21 protein-coding genes are annotated in these 20472 nt (G+C 63.0%); 8 read left to right on the top strand and 13 right to left on the bottom strand.

The genetic code is table 11. The annotated features are described in order from the left end of the window. Positions 1 to 71: 71 nt before the first annotated feature. The 9 genes from FJ443_RS14295 to FJ443_RS14250 form a co-directional block, all read right to left on the bottom strand. The gene (locus tag FJ443_RS14295) at positions 72 to 1163 is read right to left on the bottom strand and encodes a methylenetetrahydrofolate reductase (protein ID WP_140664549.1); all 1092 of its coding nucleotides are present in this window, start codon (positions 1161 to 1163) and stop codon (positions 72 to 74) included. Next, positions 1160 to 1780, bottom strand: a complete 621-nt coding sequence (locus FJ443_RS14290; protein WP_140664546.1) for a methylenetetrahydrofolate reductase C-terminal domain-containing protein — start codon at positions 1778 to 1780, stop codon at positions 1160 to 1162. The genes FJ443_RS14295 and FJ443_RS14290 overlap by 4 nt, the downstream gene beginning before the upstream one ends. Beyond that, positions 1773 to 2075, bottom strand: a complete 303-nt coding sequence (locus tag FJ443_RS14285) for a virulence factor (protein WP_140664543.1) — start codon at positions 2073 to 2075, stop codon at positions 1773 to 1775. Before FJ443_RS14285 ends, FJ443_RS14290 begins: the two co-directional genes overlap by 8 nt. Positions 2076 to 2217: 142 nt before the next feature. Further along, the gene (locus FJ443_RS14280; RefSeq protein WP_140664541.1) at positions 2218 to 2748 is read right to left on the bottom strand and encodes a GNAT family N-acetyltransferase; all 531 of its coding nucleotides are present in this window, start codon (positions 2746 to 2748) and stop codon (positions 2218 to 2220) included. Next, positions 2736 to 3002 carry a DUF6290 family protein gene (locus tag FJ443_RS14275; protein WP_140559615.1) on the bottom strand — a complete coding sequence of 89 codons (267 nt, stop codon included), beginning with the start codon at positions 3000 to 3002 and terminating at the stop codon, positions 2736 to 2738. Before FJ443_RS14275 ends, FJ443_RS14280 begins: the two co-directional genes overlap by 13 nt. A gap of 56 nt (positions 3003 to 3058) precedes the next feature. Beyond that, a complete protein-coding gene (locus tag FJ443_RS14270; RefSeq protein WP_140664538.1) occupies positions 3059 to 3841 on the bottom strand; it encodes a formyl transferase in 783 nt (260 codons plus the stop codon). Between the two features lie 93 nt (positions 3842 to 3934). After that, the gene (locus tag FJ443_RS14265; protein WP_140664535.1) at positions 3935 to 4510 is read right to left on the bottom strand and encodes a DUF4893 domain-containing protein; all 576 of its coding nucleotides are present in this window, start codon (positions 4508 to 4510) and stop codon (positions 3935 to 3937) included. A gap of 255 nt (positions 4511 to 4765) precedes the next feature. Further along, complete coding sequence (locus FJ443_RS14260) at positions 4766 to 5392, bottom strand: DUF1638 domain-containing protein (protein ID WP_140516331.1); 627 nt, start codon at positions 5390 to 5392, stop codon at positions 4766 to 4768. 285 nt (positions 5393 to 5677) lie between these two features. Beyond that, positions 5678 to 6376 carry a B12-binding domain-containing protein gene (locus tag FJ443_RS14250; RefSeq protein WP_140495658.1) on the bottom strand — a complete coding sequence of 233 codons (699 nt, stop codon included), beginning with the start codon at positions 6374 to 6376 and terminating at the stop codon, positions 5678 to 5680. Between the two features lie 289 nt (positions 6377 to 6665). Here FJ443_RS14250 and FJ443_RS14245 point away from each other — a divergent pair, with 289 nt between their 5' ends. From FJ443_RS14245 to FJ443_RS31165, 6 genes are all read left to right on the top strand, one after another. Next, entirely contained in the window at positions 6666 to 8240 is a 1575-nt protein-coding gene (locus FJ443_RS14245) for a trimethylamine methyltransferase family protein (RefSeq protein ID WP_140495659.1), read from the top strand. An 89-nt stretch (positions 8241 to 8329) separates the two neighbouring features. Next, positions 8330 to 9019 (top strand): 4Fe-4S dicluster domain-containing protein, encoded by a 690-nt coding sequence (locus tag FJ443_RS14240; RefSeq protein WP_140495660.1) that lies wholly within the window; start codon positions 8330 to 8332, stop codon positions 9017 to 9019. Positions 9020 to 9124: 105 nt separating this feature from the next. Next, positions 9125 to 9862: a dienelactone hydrolase family protein gene (locus FJ443_RS14235; RefSeq protein WP_140516327.1), complete on the top strand. Its 738-nt coding sequence runs from the start codon at positions 9125 to 9127 to the stop codon at positions 9860 to 9862. Between the two features lie 146 nt (positions 9863 to 10008). Next, positions 10009 to 10569 (top strand): RNA polymerase sigma factor, encoded by a 561-nt coding sequence (locus tag FJ443_RS14230; RefSeq protein ID WP_140664532.1) that lies wholly within the window; start codon positions 10009 to 10011, stop codon positions 10567 to 10569. 2 nt (positions 10570 to 10571) lie between these two features. Beyond that, positions 10572 to 12686: a VWA domain-containing protein gene (locus FJ443_RS14225; RefSeq protein WP_140664530.1), complete on the top strand. Its 2115-nt coding sequence runs from the start codon at positions 10572 to 10574 to the stop codon at positions 12684 to 12686. Between the two features lie 206 nt (positions 12687 to 12892). Beyond that, positions 12893 to 13156: a hypothetical protein gene (locus FJ443_RS31165; RefSeq protein WP_181169919.1), complete on the top strand. Its 264-nt coding sequence runs from the start codon at positions 12893 to 12895 to the stop codon at positions 13154 to 13156. A 16-nt stretch (positions 13157 to 13172) separates the two neighbouring features. Here FJ443_RS31165 and bmt read toward each other — a convergent pair whose 3' ends face one another. Together bmt and FJ443_RS14210 are read right to left on the bottom strand one after the other, a co-directional pair. After that, entirely contained in the window at positions 13173 to 14195 is a 1023-nt protein-coding gene (gene bmt / locus FJ443_RS14215) for a betaine--homocysteine S-methyltransferase (RefSeq protein WP_181175104.1), read from the bottom strand. 115 nt (positions 14196 to 14310) lie between these two features. Next, positions 14311 to 15168 (bottom strand): helix-turn-helix transcriptional regulator, encoded by an 858-nt coding sequence (locus tag FJ443_RS14210; protein WP_140664524.1) that lies wholly within the window; start codon positions 15166 to 15168, stop codon positions 14311 to 14313. A gap of 229 nt (positions 15169 to 15397) precedes the next feature. Between FJ443_RS14210 and FJ443_RS14205 the strand changes: the two genes are divergently transcribed. Both FJ443_RS14205 and FJ443_RS14200 read left to right on the top strand, forming a co-directional pair. Further along, the gene (locus FJ443_RS14205; RefSeq protein ID WP_140664521.1) at positions 15398 to 16405 is read left to right on the top strand and encodes a fatty acid desaturase; all 1008 of its coding nucleotides are present in this window, start codon (positions 15398 to 15400) and stop codon (positions 16403 to 16405) included. 91 nt (positions 16406 to 16496) lie between these two features. Further along, on the top strand, positions 16497 to 17327 hold the full coding sequence (locus FJ443_RS14200; protein ID WP_140648804.1) for a PhnD/SsuA/transferrin family substrate-binding protein: 831 nt from the start codon (positions 16497 to 16499) through the stop codon (positions 17325 to 17327). Here the strand turns inward: FJ443_RS14200 and FJ443_RS14195 are convergent. Together FJ443_RS14195 and FJ443_RS14190 are read right to left on the bottom strand one after the other, a co-directional pair. Then, positions 17292 to 18647, bottom strand: a complete 1356-nt coding sequence (locus FJ443_RS14195; RefSeq protein WP_140664519.1) for a Xaa-Pro peptidase family protein — start codon at positions 18645 to 18647, stop codon at positions 17292 to 17294. The genes FJ443_RS14200 and FJ443_RS14195 overlap by 36 nt on opposite strands. A 9-nt stretch (positions 18648 to 18656) precedes the next feature. After that, positions 18657 to 20472, bottom strand: a 1816-nt coding sequence (locus tag FJ443_RS14190; protein ID WP_140664516.1) for an FAD-dependent oxidoreductase, incomplete at its 5' end; no start/stop codon positions are given.

Here is a 20472-nt window from a genome sequence, read left to right as displayed (position 1 = left end):
CCGTCGTGATATAAAGAGTTCTTTATATCGTTATCTCTTGTCGATCAAGCGAATGGTGGCTGTCCCGCAAGTCAATGCGCGGTCTTCACCATGTCCACCTGGGTTTCGGTAACATCGTCGTGCAGGATATGGTCGAGCCGGTCGGCGACCATCTGGTCGTCGCGGCGGATTTCGCGCTTCCACGGCTGGCGGCCCTTCAGCACGCCCGATTCATCGACGATCTCGGCGACATACTCCTCCTGGCGGTAGGCCATCACATGGACGCCTGAAACGCCTGGGATTTCCTTCACCTCGTTGATGATGTCGATGCAGAGCTGCTTGCCTTCCTTCTTCTGGTCCTGGGCGCCTTCCAGCCGCTTGATGACGATATCCGGAATATGGATTCCCGGCACGTTGGAGCGGATCCATTTGGCGGTCTTGGCCGAGGCGAGCGGTCCGACACCGCACAGGACGAACACTTTCTCCGTGTGGCCGAGATCGCGTGCCTTTTGCATGAAGGCCTTGAACATCGGCACGTCGAAACAATACTGCGTTTGAACGAACTGAGCGCCGGCTGCGATCTTCTTGCCGAGATGGATCGGGCGGAAGTCGAAGGGCGGTGCGAACGGATTGACGGCCGCGCCGAGGAACAACTGCGGCGGCGTGGTAAGCTTGCGGCCGGACAGGAACTTGCCGTTGTCCCGCATGATGCGGATGGTTTCGAGCAGCGACATGGAATCGAGGTCGAACACCGGCTTGGCGCCGGGCTGGTCGCCGGCCTGCACGCCGTCGCCGGTCAGGCACAGCATGTTGGCGACGCCCATGGCAGCCCCGCCCAGCACGTCGCCCTGGATGGCAATGCGGTTCTTGTCCCGGCAGGCGATCTGCATGATCGGTGCGTAGCCCATACGGGTCAGGAGCGCGCAGATGCCGACCGACGACATATGGCAATTGGCGCCCGACGCATCGACGGCGTTGATGGCATCGACCCAGCCGTCGAAGATCTTCGCCCTGTTGTAGACGTCTTCGGGATCGGCGCTGTCGGGCGGGTTGAGCTCGGTGGTGACCGCGAATTCACCGCGTCGCAGGACGCGTTCGAGCCGGCCGCGCGAGGTGTGGCCGGGCAAGGGGTCGAGCGGCAGATGGATGCCGGCCGGGTTCTCGTCACGCTGGCGGGCGATCATGCGGCCGCTCCGGTCTTCGCATCGGCCGCGGCTTCACGGGCGGCTGCCGCCTGCGCGGTGACGCGCAGCCAGGCGGACGTTTCGCGCAGCGACTGGTCGACCGGCTTCTGCACTGCAAGAATCCTGTCGCCGTGCTCCATGTTGCGCGCCCCTTCCCAGGCCTTGACCCAGACGCAAGGCATATCGGGCTCGACCTCGCAATTGCCGTTGGCGCGCACGCCGCCACAAGGGCCGTTGCGCAGCTGCTTGGGGCAGTTCATCGGGCACGACATGCCGGTCGAGGACAGGATGCACTGGCCGCACATGCGGCAGTCGAACATGAAGCCCTTGACGCGCTTTTCGACAAACTTCACCGGGGCCTCGACACGGCTGTAGCCGATGCCTTTCCACAAAGGATGCAGCAGGAGGAACGTGTCGGCGAAGCGGGCATAGAACCATTCGAGCAGGCGCGAGTGCCGGACCGACCACAATCTCACCGCGAAGGAGCGCTGCACGCGGCGCTGTGGCGACACGTCGGCCGGCTTGTAGTCGGATTTCGGTGCCGCCTTCTTGACCAGGGTCGCCTGGGTGATCGGCTGGAGAGCCGGGCTCTCCTTGGCGGGAATGGTTTCAGACATTTTCTTTGCCGCCCGCCTTCACCAGAGCGATCAGCCGCTCGCGGTCATATTTCGCGTCGAGGTCCTGGAATGCCTTCTCGACCTCGGCTTCGAGGTCGTCGCCGACCGGAACCGGATCGGCCTTGCGCCATTCGGCCAGATAGTCGTCGGTGCCGCCGGCGCCGGTGCGCATGGCGCACATGTCGATCGCCTCGGTGAAGCGCAACGGCAGTTCGCGCTTGGCGTTCTGGCGGCCTTTCCTGACGATGACCTGGGCAGGGATGTCGCGCCAGTAGACGACGATCAGATCGGCCATGAATTCTCACTCCTCGATCTGCGAGCATTGCCGCATGCGCAATTGGGCCGCTTGTTATGGGACGACGCGCGCGCATTCAAAAGCGACGCATTTGGATGTCGTAAAATGAAAGGCAATCCTCAATGTCGGCCTGAGGCAGAAATCAGCAGGAATGATCGATGCTGCCATCGAAGCCATTGTGCCTCAGATCGGCGATGCGGACGATCATGCTCCGTTTGGGATCGAATGGAAGATCCTGAAAAGCGAAGTCGCGATAGAAGTCTCTTACGCCTTCGTCCAGCGGGTGTGTGATAACGCCGAAGCAGCCGATATTGCTGGAAAACCGCACCGCCGTCCTGAGCGCAAACAGGAGAAGGGAGCGCCCGCAGCCGCGTCCCTGATATTTGCGATCGACGGCCAACTGGCCGAGCAGGATTACCGGAATGGGATCAGGCCGATTACGCTGTCCCGATTTGGGCAGGTATGCGCGTTCGATATGGCCAGCGCTCAGCGCAACGTAAGCCGCTATCCCACCGGTTTCGGAATCACAGATGAGGCTCGTCCGCGACAATCCATCCTGCTGGTTGCGCCATGCATGACGGCGAAGCCAGTTGTTCAACGACTCACGACCGCAATCGAAAGCGTCCCAGCTGTCATCTCCGGCAAGCGGGCGGGGTGGCGTCAGTCCCGCCATACTGGCCTGGACGCAGCAAGCCTTTGCAGTCCAGGCATGGTCGTTGGCGTCGATTTCGCCCAGGCCTCGAATTGTTCCCAATCGACTGCGGGAATAACGACGACACGGCCGCCCAAAACCTCCATCTCGGCCGCCTCAACAGCCTTGCGCCGAATGAAGTCGCTCAGATTTGTATGAGCCTGCCTGGCGGCGGCCTCGAGAATGTCACGCTCGTCCGAGGTGACGCGAACGCTGACAGGCGCCATGCTGGACATCGATAGGGCTCCATATTTTGTATGACAATAGCATACGATCGCCAGTATCGCCAGCGCTACCAGATGCCGGTTCTGAGCCCCGTCCAGAGATAGAACCAGATCGTCGGGTGGTACCACTGTTTAGATGGCAGGCCTGGATCGAACGTCACGAGTTTTCCGGCCAGAGCATCGCTGACCGCCTCGACGCAGATGTCGCGCGAAAACGCGGTTTGGCGCAGCGCATAGCTTGAGATCGTGTCGCCTGGTTTCGGCTGACCGTAGGCCTGTTTCAGCACGCCGCCCGTATCCACGCCGGCATCGACCAGATGCACCGTGGTGCCGAAATTCGCGGAATCGCCCGATGCCAACGCCCAGTAGCCGCCGTTCATGCCGCGATATTTCGGCGTGATACCTACATGATAGTTGAGCACCGGGCAAGGCATCCTGGCCAACATGTCCTTCGACAGGAGTCGGCAGCCGTTAAGCAGGACGATGCCTGGCTGGATTCTCTGGATCGCCGCTAGACACTCCGGCCCGTTGGCCGAGGCAACATGGATGATCTCCTGGCCCGGCCGCGGCTCGGTCTCGAGCTTCTCCTGCGCAATCAACCGGGCGGCATGGCTGGCGTAGAGCCGCTTGCCCAGCCTGCTCAGCACCATCGTGCCGAGCTGGCCGGTGGCCTGCAGCCAGCCCTGGCGCCGGGCACGGCCAAGCAGCAATCGCTTTTTGGATTCAGGGACTTCCAGGATCACGATGACTGGGCCGACACGGTCGGCGATGGCGTTGACCATTGCCCATACGTGCTGGCCTCCTCCGGTAACGACCACGATCGGTCTCGGATCGGTTTCCGGTATTGCCATTGATCTTGCCACCCCTGGGACCAACTGCCACGGCCGGAGCTTAGACGAGGCGGGTTAATCCTTGGTATGCCGGAATCGTCAGGAAGGCTCCGCTCAGCGCTTGAACTCCATGATGTCGAGCTTCGATTCGTAATAGGGAGCGGGGAACTCGATGCGCCATTCCCCGGCGCTATTGCGGAAGGCGTAGCCGACCTGGTCGGTCCGGGGGCCGCTGCCATAGGGTTTTGCCTGATCGTTGTTGACGGAACCGGAGCCGAGATAGATCGCACGCTTTTCGCCGTCGTCGAAGAAGCGGCCCTTGGTGCGCTGCGAGCCGGTGAGCTTTTCCAGCCGCCAGCCGGAGCCGTCGTCGGTCACCCTGCATTTGAACCAGCCATAGATAACGAGCGGGCTCAGCCCGCCCACCTTGATGGTGCGGCATTGCCACTTGCCGGTGAGGTCCTTGTCGGAGAAGGCAACCAGCGGCTTGGCCAGCAAGGCGTCGAGCTGCCTGACCTCGCCAGGATTGCCCGCCTTAGCCTCGGCAAGAGCCGCCTTGCGCGTCTCGCCATATTTGTCCAGCCGCGCCTTGTCGGCGGCGGTGATCAGCTTCTGCACCTCGCCGTCAGCAAGCGCGGGCAAGGTGCAGCAGAGAAGGCCGGCAACGGCAAGCATCGGGCGAAGGGTCATCGGCATTCCTCGTCGGTGTCCGGCAGCCGACCACTGGACGGCGCCTTTGCATGGCTTGCGCGCAATTTACCCATTCGCGGCAGGCTGTCATCCGTGCTTAACAACGAAACCACGCCGCGATCCAAATTAAGGCAATTGGCCTGGGAACAGATCAAGGCCATTCTCCAGTAGAAGGCGGCGATCCGTCCTGTCTTCGCCTTCGGAAAGGGCGATAATCGCCAATCGCCGCGCAAGAGGGCCGCAGCCCAGCCAGCGTCAGACGTCAGCCGCGGCCTTGGCCAGCCCAGCCGTCAGATCGCCATAGCCTGTCGCGCGCCGCTCATAGACGAGGCCAAGCAGTTTCGCGGCCTTTTCCGCGACCTTGTCGAGCTCCGGATCGTCGGTCTGGGCCAGGTAGATCAGCTTCTCGTAATTGCCGAAATAGTCCTTGATCAGCTCCGGATGCCTGTCGAGGCCGAGCGGCTTCATGAAGAAGGCATCGAACTGGCGGCAGAGGAAATCGGTCATGTAGAAGGACATCATGTCGTCGTCGGCGACCTTCGCATAGGCATCCATGCCCTGGTAGAAGGCGAAGCAATGCGGTCCGGCCATGCGTTCGACGCCATGCTTCTCGCAGACCCGATCGAGCAGGCCGCCGGTGCCGCAATCGGCGTAACCGACGAAGATGTTGCTGTAGCCTTCCGCCTTGGCCTTTTCGATGGCCTTGTCCATCGCCGGCGCGATGCGGTCCGGATAGAAATGAAACTCGGCCGGAAGGCATGTCAATTCAAGGTGATCGAGCCCGAGCTGTTCCTTGACGGCCAACACCTCGCGCGCAATCATCCCGCAGGCGATGATGAGCAGCTTGTCCGCTTGATTCTGCTTGGGTCTGGGCATCTTCATGAAACCAGCCGAGCCGGCTTTCGTTGCTGTGGGGCGATCTACCGAGAGAGGGATAAACCGTCGATGAAACTGTTACGCATTGCGCCAATCGCAATCCTGGCTTGTGCCCTGGCCCTTTCGGCCTGTGCCAACACCGTCCGCGGCGTCGGCAGGGATATCAAGTCTACCGCGAAGGCCGTTGACGATACCGTCAAGAAACCCTGACCGCCGCTCCCGACATCTGGGAACAAAAAAGCCGCGCTGCAAGGCGCGGCTTCGTCTGTTGAGCGTCCGCCTTGCCTTGTATCAGGCGGAAGCGCGCACATTGTGTTTACGCTTCATGTAGTCCTTGGCGGTCTCGACCGCCACAGCGGCGTCGCGGCAATAGGCGTCGGCGCCGACCGCCTTGCCGAATTCCTCGTTCAGCGGCGCGCCGCCGACCAGGACGACGTAGTCGTCGCGGATGCCTTTTTCCTTCATAGTGTCGATGACGACCTTCATGTAAGGCATGGTCGTGGTCAGCAGCGCCGACATGCCGATAATGTCCGGCTGGTGCTGCTCGATGGCATCGAGATATTTCTCGACCGCATTGTTGATGCCAAGGTCGATGACGTCGAAGCCGGCGCCTTCCATCATCATGCCGACGAGGTTCTTGCCGATATCATGGATGTCGCCCTTGACGGTGCCGATCACCATCTTGCCCTGCTTGGGCGCGCCGGTGGCGGCGAGCAGCGGGCGCAGGATGAACATGCCGGCCTTCATCGCATTGGCCGACAGCAACACTTCGGGAACGAACAGGATGCCGTCGCGAAAATCCTCGCCGACGATGCGCATGCCTTCGACCAGCGCTTCCGTGAGCACCTTGTAGGGTGCCCAGCCGCGCTCGAGCAGGATGCGCGTGCCTTCCTCGATCTCTTCCTTCAGACCGTCGTAGAGATCGTCGTGCATCTGCTGCACCAACTCGTCGTCGGAAAGCTCGGAGAGGATAATCTCGTCGTCGGACATTGTTTCTCAGGCTCCTTGCTGCCGGGAACGACCATGGCAGCTTAAAATCAACGCGCCAATACCTAACCCGCAAGGGGCGGGTATCCATAGCTGATTTGCGACTTCCCGCAAAAGGAAAGCGACTGAAAAATCTATCGGTTTTCTTGTCGATTTTGCGACAGGCGTTGGCGCGGACGGGCCGTTTCGAATAGGGTGCATGGCTACGATCCGCCGGAAGCCGCGATAGGCGGCCACAACGGTTCCGGGCCGGGCGCTAGTCAAGCCGGTCCAAATTCAGGGAAGAACGATCATGAGCGAACACGCGGCAGTGGACCAGGAAGCGTCAAACGCGCGACGTGGACGCGGCGCCAGCGGTGGGGCGGCGGCAAGGCGGGCAGCGCGGTCGGGCGGCGGTCCCGGCACCCAGCTCACCTACATCAAGCGCAAGATCAACGTCTATGAAGTGCTGGACGAGGAAGGCCTGGCGCTGATCGAGAAGAACACCGACACGGTGCTCGAAGAAATCGGCATCATCTTCCGCGACGATGCGGAGGCGTTGCAGCTGTGGAAAGAGGCGGGCGCCGACGTCAAGGGCGAACGCGTGCATTTCCCGAAGGGGCTCTGCCGTTCGCTCTTGAAGACCGCGCCCCCCATCTACACCCAGCATGCCCGCAATTCCGAACGCTCGGTGCAGATCGGCGGCAATGCTACCGTCTTCGCCCCGGTCTATGGCCCGCCCTTCGTGCGCGACCTCGACGGCGTCAGGCGTTACGCGACCATCGAGGATTTCCAGAATTTCGTGAAGCTCGCCTATATGGCGCCTTCGATTCACCATTCGGGCGGCACCGTGTGCGAGCCGGTCGACGTGCCGGTCAACAAGCGCCATCTCGACATGATCTACGCGCACATCAAATATTCCGACAAGCCGTTCATGGGCTCGGTCACCGCACCGGAACGTGCTGAAGACACGGTCGCCATGGCCAAGCTGGTGTTCGGCGACGACTTCGTCGAAAACAACACGGTCCTGACCAGCCTGATCAACGCCAACTCGCCGATGGTCTTCGACGAGACCATGCTTGGCGCGCTGAAGGTCTATGCGCGCCACAACCAGGCCTGCATCGTCACGCCGTTCATCCTCGCCGGCGCGATGAGCCCGGTGACGGTGGCCGGCACGCTGACCCAGGTGCTTGCCGAGGTGCTTGCCGGCGCTTCGTTCACGCAGCTGATCCGGCCGGGCGCGCCGGTGCTGTTCGGCACGTTCGCCTCGTCGATCTCGATGCAGTCGGGCGCGCCGACCTTCGGCACGCCGGAGCCGTCGCTGGTGTCCTACGGCGCCGCACAGCTCGCACGGCGCCTCGGCCTGCCGTTCCGCACCGGCGGTTCGCTCTGCGCCTCGAAAATTCCCGACGCGCAGGCAGCCTATGAAAGCGCCAACACGCTGAACTCGACCATTCTGGCCGGCACCAATTTCGTCCTCCATTCGGCCGGCTGGCTCGAAGGCGGACTGGCGTCCTGCTACGAAAAATTCATGATGGACATCGACCAACTCGGCATGACGCAAAAATTCTCCGAAGGCGTCGACCTGTCGGAAAACGGCCAGGCGATGGACGCCATCCGCCAAGTCGGGCCGGGCAGCCACTATCTCGGCTGCGACCACACGCAGGCGAATTTCCAGACTGCCTTCTATCGCTCCAACATCGCCGACAACAATTCCTACGAGCAGTGGCTGGCCGAAGGCGAGAAGACCGCGCCGCAGCGCGCCAACGAACTCGCCCGCCGCTGGCTGGAATCTTATGAGGCGCCGCATCTCGATCCGGCGATCGACGAAGCGCTGAAGGACTTCATCGCCAAGAAGAAGGGGTCGATGCCCGACGCCTTCACGTGAAAGGAGCCCGAGTCAGGCGGGGCTAAAGTCGCCAACATCATCCACAAGGAAGTCTGGCGGAGCGCCTTCTCCGATCCGGTCAAGAAGGGATGATTCCTTCGCGCGGCAGGATGGAGGAGATTGCGGCCGCGCTTGGCGCCGACGGCCTCATCCTGCGTGGCGGCTTCACCTTTGGGGACGGCGAGGCGGCGCCTTGTGGCCGCTCCGGTGCACCAACCAGGTCGGCGCTGCTGGTGGGACAGGCGGGGGCAGCACCCTGGCCGCATTTTCTGCGCTGGCGTGAAAAGCAGCCGCGAGCAATCGCCAATCCGCTCGACACCTGGTCCCGGCAGGTCATAGGCGCGGTCGCGGAAGAATTCGGCGCACGCGCCGTGTCGCCGTCCGACAAGCCCTATCTGCCGTTCCAGCGATGGGCGATGCGGGCCGAGGGCCTGAAGCCGTCACCGCTCGGGATCCTCATGCATCCGCGATATGGGCTTTGGCATGCCTATCGCGGCGCGCTGCTGTTCGAGGACGAGATCGCGCTCCCGGAGGCTCGCGAGGCGGTCCATCTTTGCGACACCTGTGTCGACAAACCGTGCCTGAAATCCTGTCCGGTCGATGCCTATTCCATCCAAGGCTTCGCCTACCAGGCCTGCCTGGCGCATGTGCGCGGGCCGAGTGGCGGGCCCTGTTGTGACGGCGGCTGCCTTGACCGCAACGCCTGTCCCTATGGCACAGCCTATCGCTACCCCTCAGAGGTGCAGGCCTTCCACATGGCAGCGTTCGCGGGCCGGTAAGCTCGTCGCGCTGCCGCACGAAATGTTGACTGCCAAAATCAGGCAACAGCTTGCCCTGTCGGCGTGCCCGGATATGTATCGCCCAGCAACCGAACGGAGCTGGCGATGGCGAAACAAGACCTTCAGATCAAGACCAGGGACGGTATGGCGAGGGCGGGGCTGTTCCGCCCGGCCAACGCTTCCCCGCCCAAGGCCGGCATCATCCTCTATATGGATGCCTTCGGCCCGCGCCCCGCGCTCGACGGCATGGCCGGGCGGCTGGCGGACGAGGGCTATCCGGTGCTGGTGCCCGATCTCTTCTATCGCAACGCGCCCTACGGTCCGTTCGATGCCAAAACCGCGTTCGTCGAGGAAAGAACCAAGGTGCCGCTGATGGCGCTGATCAGCGCCACGACGCAGGAGATGACGATTGCCGACAGCGGCGCCTTCCTCGACGCACTCGCTGCCGAAGGCGTCACCGGGCCGATCGGCGTTGTCGGCTATTGCATGGGCGGCGCGCGGGCGCTGAACGCAGCCGCCTCCTATCCGGATCGCATCAGGGCGGCGGCCAGTTTCCACGGCGGCAATCTCGCCAGCGACGCGGCCGACAGTCCGCACCGCAAGGCGGGGTCGGTCAAGGCACGCGTCCATGTCGGCATGGCCGGCGTCGACAGGAGTTTTCCGCCCGAACAATCAGCGCGGCTGGCCGAGGCGTTCAGGGCGGCGGAAGTCGATTACGTGCTGGAGAATTATGTCGGCATGGCGCATGGCTGGTGCGTGCCGGACCACAGCGTCTACAACGAAGATGGCGCCGAGCGGCATTGGAACCGGTTGATCACCCTGTTTTCCGAGACGCTCGGGTAAAGCCAATCTTCGAGAGGTCGGCGCCGCCCCTCATCCGCCCTTCGGGCACCTTCTCCCGTAGAACGGGGAGAAGGAAGAGGTACCAGTAAAAAAATCTTTCCCTCACCCCAAGGATTGGCCATTAGCCTTCGTCCAACAGGCAAATGATGGCGATGATGCTGGATGAGAGCGAAGCCTCCGACGCCGAACTGATCGGGCGGGCGAAGGGCGGAGACAGGGGAGCTTTCGGCGCGTTGCTCGAAAGGCACTATGACTTCGTCTATCGCGCCGCCTACCGCTGGTGCGGTCGGAAGGCGGACGCCGAAGACATCGCCCAGGAAGTCTGCGTCCGGCTCGGCAAGGCGATCCGCGACTATCGCGGCGGCAGCGCCTTCACCACGTGGCTCTATGCCATGACGCTGAACGCCGCGCGCGACATGATGCGCAAGAGCGCCCGCGAGACGGTCAAGACCGAAGCCTATGGCGTCCACGCGCTGATTTCGGGCGAGGATCCTGCCGAGAACGAGGATCCTGCCGAGGCGATGTGGGTCGCGGTCCGGCAACTGCCCGACAAGCAGCGCCACGCCGTGCTGCTGGTCTATGGCGAGGGCTTGAGCCACGCGGCCGCCGCCGAGGCGATGGCGATCTCGGAGACGACGGTTTCCTGGCACATCCATGAAGCGAAGAAACGGCTGAAGACGCTCATGCGTTCAGCCGGGGAAGTGTGACCATGGTCGACGAGAACGAACTCAAGAGGCTGCGCGACATAGTGATCCCGGCTCCCGGCGAGAGCGCGAAGGCGCGCGCCTTCGAGGCCGCCTTGCGCGCCTATGATGAGGAAAATATTTCCGCCGTCAGCCAAGGATCGGCCGGCGGCCTTCGTCTCACAGAGCGAGCACGAAAGCTCTGGAGCGAAATCATGCAAAAGAAACTCATTGCCACGCCGGCTATTGCCGGGCTCGTCGCGCTGCCGATCGCCGGATACGCCACTTTCCATATGCTGAGGGAACAGCCGTCCACTTTCGGCGGCGGCGAAAAGATCACCGAGACGCTGGCCGACAAGCCCGCCACGGTGAAGCCGCTGGCTAAACAGGCCACGGGCGATCAGGCGATCGACAAACCGCTCGCAACGAGCGCGCCTGAGAAAGACAAGAAGACCGACGCGGAAAGCCGCGACGAAACGGAGGCCTTGGCGGCGCCGAGCAAATCCGAATCGGCCGTTGCTGGAGGCCTGGCGCCGCAGAATGCGCAGGAACAGGTTGCGCCGGCGGAACCTGCGCCACCTGCGCCAACGGGCGAGTTCGCCCTGGATAGCACTGCCGCGCCCAGCACGTCGCGAGCCGCACGCATGTCCAAAATGATAGCACCGCAGCAGCCCGCCATGGCGCCGGCGGACCAGATCGCACCACAGGAGGAAAACCGCGATCGCGTCCAGGATTTTAAGACCAATCCGGTACATTCGGCACTCGAGGACCCGGTCTCGACCTTTTCGATCGACGTCGACACCGCCTCCTATTCCTTCGTGCGCCGTTCGCTGAAGGAGGGCTTCCTGCCGCAGGCCGACACGGTGCGGGTCGAGGAGATGATCAACTACTTCCCCTATGACTGGAAGGGGCCGGATGCGGCGTCGACGCCGTTCAATTCGACCGTCAGCGTCATGCCGACGCCGTGGAACGCGCACAGCAAGCTGATGCATGTCGCCATCAAGGGTTTCGACGTCAAGCCGGCCGAGCAGCCCAAGGCCAATCTGGTGTTCCTGATCGACGTCTCGGGCTCGATGGACGAACCGGATAAATTGCCGCTGCTCAAGGCGGCATTCCGGCTGCTGGTCAGCAAGCTGAAGGCCGACGACACCATCTCGATCGTCACCTATGCCGGCGATGCCGGCACGGTGCTGATGCCGACAAAGGTTGCCGAGAAGGACAAGATCCTCAACGCCATCGACAATTTGCAGCCGGGTGGCTCGACGGCCGGCGAGGCCGGCATCAAGGAGGCCTACAAGTTGGCCGAGCAGTCCTTCATCAAGGACGGGGTCAACCGCGTGATGCTCGCCACCGACGGCGACTTCAATGTCGGCCAGAGCGACGATGACGATCTCAAGCGCCTGATCGAACAAGAGCGCAAGAGCGGCGTCTTCTTGTCGGTGTTCGGCTTCGGCCGCGGCAATCTCAACGACGAGATGATGCAGACCATCGCCCAGAACGGCAATGGCACCGCCGCCTATATCGACACGCTGGCCGAGGCGGAAAAGGTGCTGGTCGAGGATGCCTCCTCGACGCTGTTCCCCATCGCCAAGGACGTGAAGATCCAGGTCGAGTTCAATCCGCAGAAGGTCTCGGAGTACAGGCTGATCGGCTATGAGACCCGCGCCTTGAACCGCGAGGATTTCAACAATGACCGCGTCGATGCCGGCGAGATCGGTTCGGGCCATTCGGTCACCGCGATCTACGAGATCACGCCCAAGGGCAGCGGCGGCGAACAGATCGAACCGCTTCGCTATGGCCAGGCCGCGGTGAACAATGGTGGCGTCGCCAATGCGGACGAATACGCCTTCGTCAAGATACGCTACAAGCTGCCCAACGAGGACCTCTCGAAGCTGATCACCACCCCGGTGACGTCGGCCAACGAGGTTGCGTCTTTCGACCAGGCCACCACCGACCAGCGTTTCTCCGTCGCGGTCGCGGCCTTCGGCCAGAAACTGCGCGACGAGGATGCGACGGCGAAGTTCGGCTATGACAGGATCATGGAGATCGCCACTGCCGCCCGGGGGGCCGACCCGTTTGGGTACAGGTCCGAGTTCCTCTCGCTTGTGCGCCTTGCCTCGGCGCTGGGCGGCAATCGGTAGTGATGACGGCCGGTTTCTTTCAGATGAGATCGTTCTGACGTGAGAAACCGAACCACGGGCGGGTGAGGCAGGCCGGCGAGGGGACATTCCCTGCCGGCCTTTTCTTGCGGAATTTGCGATCCGTTAAATTGCGCGGCATTTCCGGTACCGGATCGCAATTTCCTCTTGTTACGCCGGATAGGTGTGTGGGGCTGAGGGAGCCGGAATTGCAGATCAGGACTACCGCCAACTCGACACCGCCGGCACGGGACGCTTCGGCGGCCGCCCAATCAGCCGAATCCAGGCGCATCGGCGACGATGTCGCGCAGGCGCGCCACACCGCCATGTCGGCTCTGACCAACGACCGTTTCCGCATTATGCTGGAGCAGATCACCGATCCGGTTTCATCCGGAGCGCTGATGACGATGCGCGGCGACAATGTCGTCGATCTCAAATCGGCGCAGTCGAGCTACGCTGACAACAGCGAATAATTAGAAAGCGGTGGCTTCAGGCCCGGCTGCGACGACGCTCGCGGCGGGCCTCGCTGGTCTCGGCGCTGTTCGCCGTGGCCACCTTGTTGCGCATCGGACCGATGCGCTCGACGATCGTCTCGACGGTCGGACGATCCGCCTTGGTGTGGGCGTCGAGCGCCTTGCGCATGGCGGCCAGGTGCTGGAACGAGGTGCCGCAGCAGCCGCCGATGATTTTCGCGCCGCCGTCGACGGCAAGGCGCACATAGTCGGCCATCAATTCGGGCGTGCCGGAATAGTGGATCTCGGTGCCGCGGAATGCGGGAATGCCGCAATTGCCCTTGACGATCACGGTTGCCTCCGGTTTCGCCTGCGTCATGTCGAGCAGCGAGGCGAGGATGTCGGAAGCGCCGACGCCGCAATTGGCGCCGACGCCGAGAGGGGCTTGCGACAAGCCGTCGGCGACGCCGTGTATGTCCTTCGGCAGCAGGCCCATCATGGTGCGGCCGGCTGTGTCGAAAGACCCGGTATAGGTATAGGGCAGGCCGACGCGGATCGCCGCTTGGGCGGCGGCACGGATCTCGTCGGGCGCCGACATGGTCTCGATCCAGGCGATTTCGGCGCCGCCCTCCTTGAGGCCTTCGATCTGCTCGGCGAAGGCGTCTACCGCCTCGTCATAGGTCATGGCGCCAAGCGGCACCAGCAACTCACCGGTCGGGCCAACGGAGCCGGCAACGATCACCTTGCGGCCGGCCTTGTCGGCAACCGCGCGGGCGATCTCGGCGGCGCGCTTGTTCAGGGCGTGCACGCGGTCCTGCGCATGATGCAGCTTCAGCCGGTGACGGGTGCCGCCGAACGAATTGGTCAGGATGATGTCGGCGCCGGCGTCGACGAAATTCTGGTGCAGGCGGGTGATGGTGTCGGGCGCGGTCTCGTTCAGCAACTCAGGCGCCTCGCCAGCCTCCAGACCCATTGCGAACAAATTGGTGCCCGTGGCGCCGTCAGCCAAAAGCACGCCTTTTTGCGCCAGCAGCGCGTCGATCGGGTTGGTCGTCGTCATCGGATTGGCTTTCATGTTCTGAATTCGGATAAGGATATAAAGAAGTCTTTATGTCCAGTCAATGAAATAGCGACGGCGGAGTCGCAGTTGAAGGGCGCGGTTACGGGTGCCGCTGTCATGCGGAACCTGATGGAAACGACAGGCCAGCCAGATTGCGCGCGAAGCTTGCTGCCTCATGCGGGTTGACGTCGGCGGCCCGGATCAGATTGTCGAAATGCCGGGTCAAGGCCTGGACCGGCTGGGTGGCGTTCAGCACGACGTACATGTCGCCGACATAGATGGCGGCGCGGTAAGGTCCGAAGATGGTGAGCGGGATCGAATAGCGCATGCGGCCGTCGTAGAGAAACAGGCGGAAAGTCGGGTAGAGATCATCAAGCAGCGTCGCCATATGGGCGAGTTGCTGCTGACGGTCGGCCTCCGGAAAGCGATCCCAGACGCCGAGGCCGCGTGCAAAAATCTCCAGCGTGTGACGCGGCATGCAGACTTCCATGTCGGTCTCCGGGCGCCGGTTGTATTCGATGCGGTATTGGGTCTCGCTGGCCTGTGCGAGCCTGCTCCTGTTGGTGATGTTTGCCTCATAGTCGACCAGCGCGTGCGTCCGCAGAAGATCGGGAATGCCAGCCGGCACATAGCGGATCTTGGTGCCCGCGGCCTCGGCGAACCATCTGGCCAGAAGCGTGCGGTCAAAACCGTCGGGGGCTTCCTCGATCTCCAGGCTTTCGCGGATTTCACCGGTGACGCCCTCGTCCTGGCTGAGGCCGAGCAGCCAATCCAGCGACACCTTGAACTCGGCCGCGATATTGAGGAGCGTTTCGGCCCGCGGCAGGCGCGTCGAGGCGCCCGACATCAGCTGCGACAGCGCCGACCGATCGATGCCGACGGCGGTGGCGAAGGCGGACTGGTTGAGGTCGGACCGTGTCAGGAGCAGCTTGAGACGCTCCCGAAAGATTGCTGACAAATCCCGTTTGTCCATTTTCCGACTCTCCGAATCATGAGGAAAAATTTTCGCTGGAAGGTCCTGACGGGGCGCTTCAGGCGCAAATGAATCCCTAGGTCTGTTTACAACCTGTAACATGTGCGGTTGAAAATGCGCAATCGCAACATCTTGTACACTTTGTCTCGTTGAGTGGAATCGTTTCTCCTGACACTATGCTGTCAGGAGCCACTGGGGTTCCGGCGACTGAGGGGCAGTGGTCGATAGCATGACTGGCAAGAGCATAAGGCGACGCAATACACCGGCCATCGAGTGGCCAACCGTAGCCCTCGCTTTCTTCTGTTACGGAGCATGGCTCGCCACCGGTCTACTGCTCTGGCCGTCCTATCCGATCCCCGCGCTCGCCATCCTCGGTTTCATCCTGGCACTTCAGTCGTCGATCATGCACGAAGTGCTGCACGGCCATCCGACGCGCAATGCGCTGATCAACGAGGCTTTCGTCTTCCTGCCGATCGGTCTGGTCTGGCCGTTCCGCCGTTTCAAGACGCTTCATCTGCGCCATCATGCCGACGAGCGCCTGACCGATCCGCTCGACGATCCGGAGAGCTATTACCAGGCGCTGTGGCAGCATGACGACCTGCCGCGGGCAATGAAATTCCTGCTCAAGGTCAACAACACCATGGCCGGCCGGTTCTTCCTCGGTCCCTGGCTGTCCTGCATCGGCTTCTTCACCGACGACGCCAAACATATGATGGCCGGCGACAAGGCCATCCGCAAAGCCTGGCTGCTGCATGCGATCGGCCTCGCCGTCGTGGCGCCGATCGTGCAGTTCGGCTTCGGCATTCCGCTCTGGCTCTATATTCTGCCGGTGTGGCTCGGCCAGTCGCTGATCGCGATCCGCACTTTTGCGGAGCATCAATGGTCCGAGCATCCGGAAGGCCGCACGGTGATCATCGAGCGCTCGCCGCTGTCGTTCCTGTTCCTCAACAACAATTTGCACTTCGTCCACCACAAGACCCCGACGGTGGCCTGGTACAGACTGCCTCAGCTGTTTCGCGAGCGTCGCGAGGAATGGCTGCGGATGAACAATGGCTATGCCTATCCCAGCTATTTCGCGCTGATCAGGTCCTATGCTTTCAAGGCCAAGGAGCCGATCGTGCATCCGGTGTTGCGGCGCCAGCCGGAGCCGGGCAGGGCGTTCAAGCCGCGCGTCAGGGCGCGGAGCATCAGCGGGCTCGGCACCGCGCCAGTCCCGGCCGAGCCGCCCAAGGAATGAAGCCCGCGACACGACGGACGGTGTCGGCTAACTCAAATCCGACGCCGCGTTTTTGTGAACCTCTCTCCAGATTTAATGGTCAGATCCCGGCATGAGCGAATTCGTTGCAGCGCTGCCGATGTATGACTGGCCGGAAGTGCGCCGCGAGGTCGACGACCAATGGGCACTGCTGCGCGATGCCTTCCGTCAAGGGGGGATAATCGATGCGCCGGAGACCGTCATTCGCCGCAACGGCGATCTGCCGCCGGTGCCGGGCGGCATTCATAGTGGCACCGGCGTTCTGATCGCGCCCGACCCCGCGACATTGCCGCCGGACGCGCTCGATTTTCACCAGCTCTGGCTGCATCCCGCACTGCTGTTCGCGCAGACTTGCTGGGGGCCGATGGAGCTTGGCCTAGCCGGCCATGTGCAGGTTGTCGGCCAGCCGAGCTATGACGTCTACGAAGGCGGCCAGGGCGAGCTTTATTCGAGCGCGCTGGTGATGCGGGCGGACGGCAAGGCGTCGGTGCCTGCGCCTGGCAATGGCAGGCCCGTCATCCCGCTCGATCTGATCCGGGGCAAGCGCTTCACCTTCAACAGCCTCGATTCCATGTCCGGTATCATCGCGCCGACGCGCGACCTGGAGGCGTTGGGCGAAAGCCTTGATGTGTTTTCCTCGCGCAGCGAAAGCGGCGGACATCGCGCTTCGATCGTCGCCGTGGCCGAGGGCAGGGCCGATGTCGCGGCGATCGACTGCGAGAGCTGGGCGCTGGCGCAGCGCTTCGAGCGGGCCGCCCGGCAAGTGAAGGTCGTCGGCTGGACGGGCCTGCGCAAGGGCCTGCCCTTCATCACCGCGAAAACGACGCCGGAAAAAACGGTTGCCGCGATGCGCGAGGCCCTTGCCGGCTTAGTCGAGCAGCCTCGCATCCAGCGGATAGGTTGAAAGCTTTTCGTTGCCGGTGCCAGTGACCAGGATCTGTTCTTCGATCTTGACACCCTCGCGCCCGCCGAGCCTGCCGATATAGCTCTCCACGCACAGCACCATGCCTGGCTCGATCACGCCGTCGGGCGTGTCCGATGTCCAGTCGTCGGCATGCGGCAAGGTGGGGTATTCGTCGGCCAGCCCGACGCCATGGTAGAGCACACCATAGCGGGTCGGGAAACAGTCGCCGGGCGGCACCGCCGAGCGGTCGACAAGGTCGCGGAAGGCGGTGCCCGGCTGTATCAATTCGGTGTTGTGCGCGATCTGGTCGGCGGCGATGCGGAAAAGATCGCGCTGTTCGTCGGTTGGCTTCACATCCCCGCACAGCCAGGTGCGCGACAGGTCGGCGCAGAAGCCGTAGGGGCCGATCAGGTCGGTGTCGAAGGCGACGAGATCGCCCGCCTCGATGAGGCGCGAGGAGCATTCCTGGAACCAGGGGTTGGTGCGCGGGCCGGATGCCAACAGCCGCGTCTCGATCCATTCGCCGCCGCGGGCAATGTTGCCGCGGTGCAGTTCGGCCCATAATTCATTCTCAGAGATGCCGGGCTTCAGCGCCTGTTCCATCTCGCCCATTGCCGCCTCGCAGGCGACGATGGCGCGGCGCATGGCAAGGATCTCGTCCGGCGATTTCATCAGCCGGGCATTCTCCATCACCGCTTCGCCATTGCCGATGGAAATGCCGCGGCGCGCAAGTTCCTCGACGCCTTCCGGATTGATTTGGTCGACCGCGATGCGGCTGTTGCAGCCGCCATGTTCCCGCACCAGATCGGCGATCCCGGCCGCCCAGCGGCCGACCTTCTGCTCGGTGAGTTCGCCGCTGTAGAGATACATCCACGAGACGGCGGGGCGAACCTCGTCGACGACGCCGGAATGGTCCGACAGATGTTCGCAGGAGAAATAGTCGAACAGCACCACCGGCCCGTCGGTGGCAACGAAACAATGCCGTGTCGGGTTGTGCGCCACCCAAAGCTGCATGTTCGTGGAATCGATCGCATAGCGGATGTTGACGGGATCGTAGAGCAGCGCGCCGGCATAGCCGCGGCGCTTCAGCTCGGCGCGGATGCGCGCCAGCCGGTATTGGCGCATTTCGGCCAGGTCGGGGGCGGCAATGCCTGCCGCCGCCCATTCCGCTTCGGCTGTCGCGCCATAGCCCAGCACATGCTGGTTGAGATCAGCCGCCTTCCGGCGGGAGGCGTCGCGCAGCGCCTCGATCGAGCCCGGCACAAACGGCATGATCTTGCGGTGGCGGCCGAAGCTCCCCTTTGGCGCCGCGCTGTCCATGGCGAAACCTCAGCTCCGCATCTTCTCGCCGCTCGGGTCGAACGGCGCCTCGACATTGATGCGGGCCGGACGGCGATGGCCGAGGATTTCGATCTCGAACAGGCCGGCACTTTCATCCTCGGCCAGCGTCGCCGGCACGTAGCCCTGCGCCATCGACTTCTGGACGTAGTGGGCATAGCCGCCGGAGGTGACCCAACCGACCACGCGCCAGTCGCCGTCGACGATGCCGCGCACGGCGGATGCGCCTTGTGCCGCCTTGGAGCCCCGCACTTCCTTGCCGGCCGCATCGAAGCGCGGCGCGCCAAAGCCATGCGGCTTTTCCACCGTACCGTAGTCCTTGCCGACCTTGGCCCAGATCGGCTCGTCACCCATCACGTCGGCGTCGGCCGCCTCGACGATAAAGGACACGCGGCGCAGCTTCGGTCCTTCGGCCCGTTCCCTGGCGGCCGCGTCGCGGCCGATAAAGTCGTTCTTCTCCAGCTTGATGAAGCGGTCCATCGAGCCTTCGAACGGTCCGTAGATCGGGCGCAATTCGCGGAACCAGGTCGGGAAGTTCTTTTCCAGGCGCATGGAGAGCAGGGCGCGCATGCCGAAATCGACCAGGCCGAATTCTTCGCCTGCGTCCCTGATCGCCTTGTAAACCAAGCGCTGATAGGCCGGCGCCATCCAGATCTCGTAGCCGAGGTCGCCGGTATAGGTGATGCGGTTGACCATGCAGGGCGCGCCGCCGACCGCCATTTCGCGGAAATCCATGAAGCGGAAGGCCTTGGTCGAGATGTCGACATCGACCAGCTTCTGCAGGAGATCCCGCGACTTCGGTCCGGCAATCGACAGGCCGACAAGCGTCTGGTCGAAGCGGTGGATGCGCACCTCTGACGCCCTTGGACCATCTTTCGGCAGGTGCTTTTCGAACCAGCGCATGTGATATTTCTGCGCGGCCGACGAGCCCCAGATCATGAAGCGTTCTTCCGCGGCCTTGGCGATGGTGAAGTCGCCGATCAGCTTGCCGAATTCGTTGATCATCGGGGTCAGCACGATGCGGCCCGCCTTCGGCATGCGGTTGGTCATCAGCCGGTTGAGGAAATCCTCCGCCCCCGGTCCGGAGACCTCGTATTTGGCGAAGTTGGCGATTTCGGTGACGCCGACGCGCTCGCGCGTGGCGCGCACTTCCTCGCCGATCGGCCCAAAATCGTTGGAGCGGTGGAAGGACACGATATCCTTCGGCTCCTTGCCCTTCGGCGCGAACCACAGCGGCGTTTCAAGGCCCCAGGAGTCGCCCATGACGGCGTTGTTGGCGAGCATGGTGTCATAAAGCGGCGTCGTCTGCGCCGGGCGCGCTGCCGGCAGTTCCTCATTGGGGAAGCGGATCGAGAAGCGGCGCGAATAGTTCTCGCGCACCTTGGCGTTGGTGTAGCGCAGGCTGGCCCATTCGCCGAAGCGGGCGACGTCCATGCCCCATACGTCGAAGCCGGGATCGCCATGCACCATCCAGTTGGACAGCGCCAGGCCGACACCGCCACCCTGGCTGAAGCCGGCCATGACGGCGCAGGCGCACCAGAAGTTGGTCAGGCCCTGCACCGGGCCGACGAGCGGATTGCCATCCAATGCGAAAGTGAAGGGACCGTTGATGATCTGCTTGATGCCGGCCTTCTCGATGCCGGGGAAATGCTTGAAGCCGACCTCCAGCGACGGCGCGATGCGGTCGAGGTCGGGTTGCAAGAGCTCGTGGCCGAAATCCCAGGGCGTGTTGACCGGCGACCATGGCTTGCACGCCTTTTCGTAAGTGCCGAGCAGGATGCCGTTGCGCTCCTGGCGGGTGTAGATC

The sequence above is a fragment of the Mesorhizobium sp. B2-6-1 genome (assembly GCF_006440475.1).
Classification (GTDB): Bacteria; Pseudomonadota; Alphaproteobacteria; order Rhizobiales; family Rhizobiaceae; genus Mesorhizobium.
Note: the sequence above shows the minus strand (reverse complement) of the source record. Positions and strands in the feature narration are given on the sequence as shown.

What these genes read in the sequence shown, in the direction of transcription:
- FJ443_RS14295 (WP_140664549.1), bottom strand. Translation starts at nt 1,163, where the DNA reads ATGATCGCCCGCCAGCGTGACGAGAACCCGGCCGGCATCCATCTGCCG.
- FJ443_RS14290 (WP_140664546.1), bottom strand. Translation starts at nt 1,780, where the DNA reads ATGTCTGAAACCATTCCCGCCAAGGAGAGCCCGGCTCTCCAGCCGATC.
- FJ443_RS14285 (WP_140664543.1), bottom strand. Translation starts at nt 2,075, where the DNA reads ATGGCCGATCTGATCGTCGTCTACTGGCGCGACATCCCTGCCCAGGTC.
- FJ443_RS14280 (WP_140664541.1), bottom strand. Translation starts at nt 2,748, where the DNA reads ATGGCGGGACTGACGCCACCCCGCCCGCTTGCCGGAGATGACAGCTGG.
- FJ443_RS14275 (WP_140559615.1), bottom strand. Translation starts at nt 3,002, where the DNA reads ATGTCCAGCATGGCGCCTGTCAGCGTTCGCGTCACCTCGGACGAGCGT.
- FJ443_RS14270 (WP_140664538.1), bottom strand. Translation starts at nt 3,841, where the DNA reads ATGGCAATACCGGAAACCGATCCGAGACCGATCGTGGTCGTTACCGGA.
- FJ443_RS14265 (WP_140664535.1), bottom strand. Translation starts at nt 4,510, where the DNA reads ATGACCCTTCGCCCGATGCTTGCCGTTGCCGGCCTTCTCTGCTGCACC.
- FJ443_RS14260 (WP_140516331.1), bottom strand. Translation starts at nt 5,392, where the DNA reads ATGAAGATGCCCAGACCCAAGCAGAATCAAGCGGACAAGCTGCTCATC.
- FJ443_RS14250 (WP_140495658.1), bottom strand. Translation starts at nt 6,376, where the DNA reads ATGTCCGACGACGAGATTATCCTCTCCGAGCTTTCCGACGACGAGTTG.
- FJ443_RS14245 (WP_140495659.1), top strand. Translation starts at nt 6,666, where the DNA reads ATGAGCGAACACGCGGCAGTGGACCAGGAAGCGTCAAACGCGCGACGT.
- FJ443_RS14240 (WP_140495660.1), top strand. Translation starts at nt 8,330, where the DNA reads ATGATTCCTTCGCGCGGCAGGATGGAGGAGATTGCGGCCGCGCTTGGC.
- FJ443_RS14235 (WP_140516327.1), top strand. Translation starts at nt 9,125, where the DNA reads ATGGCGAAACAAGACCTTCAGATCAAGACCAGGGACGGTATGGCGAGG.
- FJ443_RS14230 (WP_140664532.1), top strand. Translation starts at nt 10,009, where the DNA reads ATGGCGATGATGCTGGATGAGAGCGAAGCCTCCGACGCCGAACTGATC.
- FJ443_RS14225 (WP_140664530.1), top strand. Translation starts at nt 10,572, where the DNA reads ATGGTCGACGAGAACGAACTCAAGAGGCTGCGCGACATAGTGATCCCG.
- bmt (WP_181175104.1), bottom strand. Translation starts at nt 14,195, where the DNA reads ATGACGACGACCAACCCGATCGACGCGCTGCTGGCGCAAAAAGGCGTG.
- FJ443_RS14210 (WP_140664524.1), bottom strand. Translation starts at nt 15,168, where the DNA reads ATGGACAAACGGGATTTGTCAGCAATCTTTCGGGAGCGTCTCAAGCTG.
- FJ443_RS14205 (WP_140664521.1), top strand. Translation starts at nt 15,398, where the DNA reads ATGACTGGCAAGAGCATAAGGCGACGCAATACACCGGCCATCGAGTGG.
- FJ443_RS14200 (WP_140648804.1), top strand. Translation starts at nt 16,497, where the DNA reads ATGAGCGAATTCGTTGCAGCGCTGCCGATGTATGACTGGCCGGAAGTG.
- FJ443_RS14195 (WP_140664519.1), bottom strand. Translation starts at nt 18,647, where the DNA reads ATGGACAGCGCGGCGCCAAAGGGGAGCTTCGGCCGCCACCGCAAGATC.